Source organism: Mycobacterium gastri, assembly GCF_002102175.1.
GTDB lineage: Bacteria > Actinomycetota > Actinomycetes > Mycobacteriales > Mycobacteriaceae > Mycobacterium > Mycobacterium gastri.
On the sequence record NZ_LQOX01000015.1, the window covers coordinates 1 to 5,256 of the forward strand.

3 protein-coding genes and 1 pseudogene are annotated in these 5,256 nt (G+C 64.8%); all 4 read left to right on the forward strand.

What is annotated here, in order from left to right; translation table 11 throughout:
• The first annotated feature begins 395 nt into the window (after positions 1-395).
• A complete protein-coding gene (locus tag AWC07_RS02305) occupies positions 396-839 on the forward strand; it encodes a hypothetical protein (RefSeq protein WP_084293297.1) in 444 nt (147 codons plus the stop codon).
• The gene (locus AWC07_RS02310; RefSeq protein ID WP_084293295.1) at positions 829-2,988 is read left to right on the forward strand and encodes a DUF5631 domain-containing protein; all 2,160 of its coding nucleotides are present in this window, start codon (positions 829-831) and stop codon (positions 2,986-2,988) included. The genes AWC07_RS02305 and AWC07_RS02310 overlap by 11 nt, the downstream gene beginning before the upstream one ends.
• 179 nt (positions 2,989-3,167) lie before the next feature.
• Positions 3,168-3,272: pseudogene (locus AWC07_RS29650) on the forward strand (hypothetical protein); the annotation flags it as partial.
• A 700-nt stretch (positions 3,273-3,972) separates the two neighbouring features.
• Entirely contained in the window at positions 3,973-4,950 is a 978-nt protein-coding gene (locus AWC07_RS02320) for a hypothetical protein (protein ID WP_244187438.1), read from the forward strand.
• Positions 4,951-5,256: the final 306 nt, after the last annotated feature.

Below are 5,256 nucleotides of genomic sequence, written 5' to 3' on the forward strand. Positions count from 1 at the left end.
CACCCAAACGCGTCAAAAACCAAGCACCACAACAAAAGACACGCCGCTCAACTACACAGGGCGGAAACTCCCGCTAGCCGAAATCCACGCCAGCGGTGCGCACTAGTTTGATAAAAGTCGGGTCTCGGGTGCGGCCGTGGCGGCCTCCGCCCAATACGCGACAAGACCACAGAAATCCGCCAATCAGTGCTGACCGCATACCCCGACCACGACGGCGCCGTTACGGCCGCAACGATCACCCACACCGGACGCTGCTGATACGCACTGGAGTGCGCAAAGGCCACAGCGCGAATAACCTTACTGAAGTGACAACTAACCAGCCGCCCGCACCGCAGTGGACACCGCCATATCCCGCTCAGCTCGCACCACGCTCACACAGCTGGACGTTAGTCACCGTGGCGGGCATCGGCATTGTGGCCGTAGTTCTGAGCGCTGCAGCCTTGATCGTGGCTTTGACGCGCCCTACATCCAGCAGCCCAACCCCAGCACCGGCCACAACAGCGCAGCCTACATACACCCCCGCCGAAACCGCCGCCGCGCACCAGAAGTTATGTGATGTATACAAGGTTGCAGCGCGTTCGGTCCAGGTCGCAACAAATGGCGACAGCACGGCGCTCGCAAACATCGCCACCGTCAATGCGGCAGCGATGCTTGAAAGGACAGTTGATTCAACCGCGGCTCTGACTGCCACCGATCGCACATCAACACTTGCGCTGGCTGAAGCGTATGGCAACGCAACCGCACTGGCGGTGGAGCGTGACACGGTGGCTTGGCAGTCAGCGGCTGATGACGTAAATGCAAAGGATGCGCGCATGAAGGCCTTGTGCGGTGCCGGCTGATCTTCCGCCGGGCAAGTGGTCGGCGTGGTTGGTGGGCCCGTGGTGGTGCGGACGACCGGACGCGGTGACGTCTGCGGTCACCTATTGGAGCGATGCAGGGGCGATCAAGCGCAACGAGGCCAGCGATCTGCACGCCAGGCGGACGCAGTTGGGAGTTAATCAGGGTCGCACTGCTGAGGATTTGTTGGATCGGTATTGGCGTGGCGAGCAACGTCTGACGACGATTGCTCACCAGTGCCAGGTCAAAAGTGAGCAGAGTGATCGTGTCGCGGATGCGGTGAATCATTTACGTGACCGACTGAAAGAAATTGCGAAGTCGGGCAACGAGGAGATTGACCAGATCATTTCCGGTCAGGGGTCAACAGAATCAAAAGTTGCCGCAGTGAATGCGGTCATCGCGACCAAGAATGCAACCGCGGCCAATGCGGCAGGAATTGCGATGTCCAACCTTGTCGATGCGACCCAGCGAGTGCTTGACGTAACCATCGGTGGTGATGCCCGCACATGGCTGCGCGAGCACGGCGTGAATCTCGACGGCCCCCCACCATCGCGGCCAATCACCGCCGAAGACTTAGCTGCCCAGGCAAGCTCGCCAACAAATTCTGCATACGGCACCCGTCCTCTGCCCTCCGGTACACCCTTATCGGATGGCGTAACAGCGGCCGAGAGTCCAAAACCATTGGGATACGGTAAAACTCCAATACCTGGCACGTCATTGTCGGATAGCCTTCCACTGACAACGACACCAAGAGCCTTGGCCTATGGCGATACTCCGCTAAAGCCCGGCGTACAGCAGGCGCCGAATACCGTTGTCCCCTCGCCGTCTCCGGGTGTCCCCGCTATCGGTGGCCCGTCAGTGCCAGGCGTTTCAGCGCCAGCATCACCGGCGGCCGCGGCCGCGCCGTTGTCGCCGCAGTCGTTGAGCCAGTCGTTTACGACCGGCATGATGACTGGCGCGCCGGCGGCTGCCGGTACCCAATCCCTGTCGGAGGGCGCGATGCATGCGGCCACCCAACCACTTTCACCAGCAACACCGCCTACTACCTCACCCATGGCGGGCAGCCCCACAATCCCGGCCAGCGCACCGGTTGTGCCGCATATTCCCGACGCAGGCGCGGCGGCTGCCAGCCCGGCCCCGGTGCTATCAGCCCCAACTGAGACCACCATGACCTCAGTTGCACCGGTGATGACCAGCGGCCAAACCCCCGCACCCGTCGCGCCGGTCAGTGCCACGCCGGCCGGCCCCTTGCCCGCATACGGCGCTGACTTGCGCCCACCCGTCGTCACCCCACCGGTTGCACCGTCGACGCCGGCCGGACCCGTCTCGGGTGCGGCCGTGGCGGCCTCCGCCCCATCATCACCCTCGGCCGGCAGCTCACTGGTATCACCGGTAGCCAAGTCCACCAGCCAAGCCGCGGCCCAAGGCCAACCAACCACCGCCGCCTCACCACTAGCCGGCGCCACGGTAGCCGCAGCCGCGGGCGCCGCCGCAGGCGACACCGGCCGGCGAACAGCAGAACAGCAACGCCTGCGGCGCATCGTCGATGCGGTGGCCCGCCAAGAAGCGGCCCTCTCCTGGGCCGCCGGGCTACGCGACGACGCGCGAACCACCCTGCTGGTCACCGACCTCGCAGGCGGTTGGATACCCCCACATGTTCGGCTGCCTGCTCATCTGACCCTGCTCGAACCGGCCACCCGACGCCGCGACGCCACGGTTGAAGATCTGCTCGGCGCCGTCGCGGTCGCAGCCGTACACCATCCCCATGCCTACGTCAGCGAAGCCGGACCCGACGCCCCCGCGCTCAGCGGCGACCGCGCTGCACGCACCGCCTCCACCATCGACGAACTCGGGCCAACCCTGGTCGACCACGTCCGCCGCCAAGACGGACTACCCCGCGTCGCCCAAGCAGTCGCCATCGCCGCCGCCCGCAAGTACGGCGTCCCCGACAACGAAGCCGAACTAATACGCGACAAGACCACAGAAATACGCCAATCCGTACTGACCGCATACCCCGACCACGACATAGCTTCGGTGGTCGACTGGATGCTCTTAGCGGCGATTGGTGCTCTGATTGATGGAGACCAAACGGGGGCGAACTATCACCTCGCCTGGGCACTAGCCAACACGTCAACGAGGAGATGCACATGACCGGATTCAAGGCATATCCCGGCATTTATGGGGGGGCCGCCGATGCACCGGCGCCGACGCCGTTGGCTCCCGGTCCGGTACATGCTGGTGGGACAGGGTATTTGGACGTTGGGGTGGCGGGATTTGGCATGTCCACCAACGCCGACCTTGGACCCGCCAACGCCGACATTGCGGCCGACGACGCTGATCGTCGAGCACACGCCGCCGACGCCGCACGCAAGTTTCCGGCCAATGAGGCGGACGCAGCGCAGCAGTTCCAGGGCGTTGGCGCTCAGGGCGGAGCCCAGCAGACCACCCAGATGATCCAACAGGCAGTGTCGGGCATTACAGGCGCGATCGGGGGGGCGGTCGGCGGGATCTTGGGCCCGCTCACCCAACTTCCGCAGCAGGCTATGCAAGCCGGACAGGGCGCAATGCAGCCGCTGATGAGCGCTTTCCAGCAGGCCCACGGTGCTGAGGGTCTGGAGGCAGCAGACGGGGCACGGCTGGTGGACAGCCTCGAAGGCGGATCGGGTCTTGGCGGCGGCGGAGGCGGCGCTGGCGGCGAGCTCGGCTCGGGCATCGGCGGTGGTACTACGCCCACCGGCTACCTGGGACCACCACCAGTGCCGACGTCGTCACCGCCGACGACTCCTGCTGGCTCAGCGCCAAAGTCGGTTGCCGCGACAACCTCCGGTGGCACGCCGCCTACGTCGACGCCGATGGGCGCAACCGGGATGCCAATGATGCCCCCGGGCGCAATGGGCCACGGCGGCGAGGGCGGAAGCAAGGACAAGCCGGTCGAGAAGCGGGTGACTGCCCCGGGCGTGCCCAATGGTCAACCGGTCAAGGGCCGCCTAACGGCCCCGCCGAGTGTTCCGGTGAAGACAAGTGACGACAAACCGCCGGTCGTCACCCGATCTACGCGACGAATCCTCCTGCCCGACTATAAGGACCCCGGCCGCACCGGGTCCGACGAGAAGACAGACGGTGACTGAGGATCCGTTGTCGGCGTTCGATGTGATTTGTTCAGAGATCGAACGCCAGTTGTGCGGCGGCGACGTGTTCGCGGACGAACGCGCGGCATTCGAGTTGCTACACGCCGTTATTGCGCTTGACAATGAGCCGCGGCCGGCCACTATCGCGCAAGGTGCACTGTACGAGGCCCTCACGACGGCCCGGGCCGAGCTGTATGGACACCTGACGCGGCTGTGGCATACCCGCCGTGAGGTGCTCGAAGCACGACGGGAGCAGTGGCTCGCTGGTCAACGTGACGCGCGGGCACTGCTACGTGACGTACTGAATGTGTTGTTGGCGGCCATCGCCGCAGCGGAGGTTGAGCGGACCTTCGCGTTGGCCGAGCAGCAGGCGATGGCGGCTGCGGTCATCGCCGAAATACGCGGCGACACAACGGGTGTAGCAGTACAACGCAACGCGGTGAACCGAGCAGTTGCCGATGCGATCCGCGTCTCGGCGCACGGCACGCCGGTGGCGGAGCATGTTGATCCGAGCGCGCCGATCGAGGTGATCCGTGCAGACGTCGCACGGCGGTTGCGCGGAGAGGTGCCGACTGATTTCCGCGCCGCCGGTGAGCTGATGATCGCGGTGCGCTACCTGCTGGATCTGCAACCGGACGAGCAACTCAGTTATGGCCCGCTGGGTGATGGTGTGCGTGCGGCCCGTGAGCCCGTCTATCAGCGCCTGGTTGCGCTATGGCAGGCCCGCCGCGCGAAAACCAATACCGGCAGGGAGATGCGCGATCTCGACGCGCTGCTTATAGATCTGGATAGCGTTGTGGCGCAGGCGAGCACGACCATCGCCATTGAACAGATGTACGCGCGAGCGGAGCGCCGCGCGATGGCGGCGGCAGTGGTTGCCGAAATTCGCGGCGACTGGCCGGGTGTCGGCAGCCAGCTTGAGGCGGCACGGAGAGCCGCCGCAGACGCGCTCGGCGCATTGGAAGCGCTCAGCACCACCGTTTAGGCCTCAGACACCTAAGTCATCCGGCTGCTAGTGCGACGGGCGGTCCGGAGCGGTAGGCAGACGACCTTGTTGTCGACACGCCTAGAGCGGATTCACGTAACGCCGGGGTTCATTGACTGCCGGCGAGGCTTCATTTCGCGGTATTTCCGGGGCAGGTATCGGCGGCGGTGTATGCCGATACTCGTTGGGAATGTCTGACACACGCTCGGGGAGGCCTTCGGTTTGATCACCTGAGTTAGGACATTACCGGTCGGTAACTTGGGGTGTGTCGGTGTGACCTGCGTGTTCGTCTGCTGGTTTGGCGTG